Source organism: Paraburkholderia sp. SIMBA_054, assembly GCF_046534875.1.
Lineage (GTDB): Bacteria > Pseudomonadota > Gammaproteobacteria > Burkholderiales > Burkholderiaceae > Paraburkholderia > Paraburkholderia hospita.
The window spans coordinates 1-241 of record NZ_JAWRXV010001578.1 but is presented as its reverse complement, the minus strand read 5'-3'; the positions used below and the strand labels follow the sequence as shown (position 1 = coordinate 241).

The 241-nt window shown below is 61.4% G+C and carries 1 pseudogene; it reads right to left on the bottom strand.

Features of this window, described 5'->3' with window-relative positions:
- Window positions 1–241 (bottom strand): annotated as a pseudogene (locus SB822_RS60365) (MFS transporter); the annotation flags it as partial.

Below are 241 nucleotides of genomic sequence, written 5' to 3'. Positions count from 1 at the left end.
GCACGAGAATCGCGTTGTGCCCTCTTGCGATGATCCGGTCCGCCGCCCATCCCGCGAGCGCCGCGACGATCGCGATGCCGGCAAAGCTGAAGAAAGTGGAAAGCCCCGACTTGGACAGCGACAGGTGACGCTGCTCGACCAGATACGCGGGCATCCACGTCATGCAGTAAAACGTGAAATAGCCGTAGCAGAAGTTGGTGATCAAACCGCCCCACACCACCGGGCTCGACACGATGCTGCC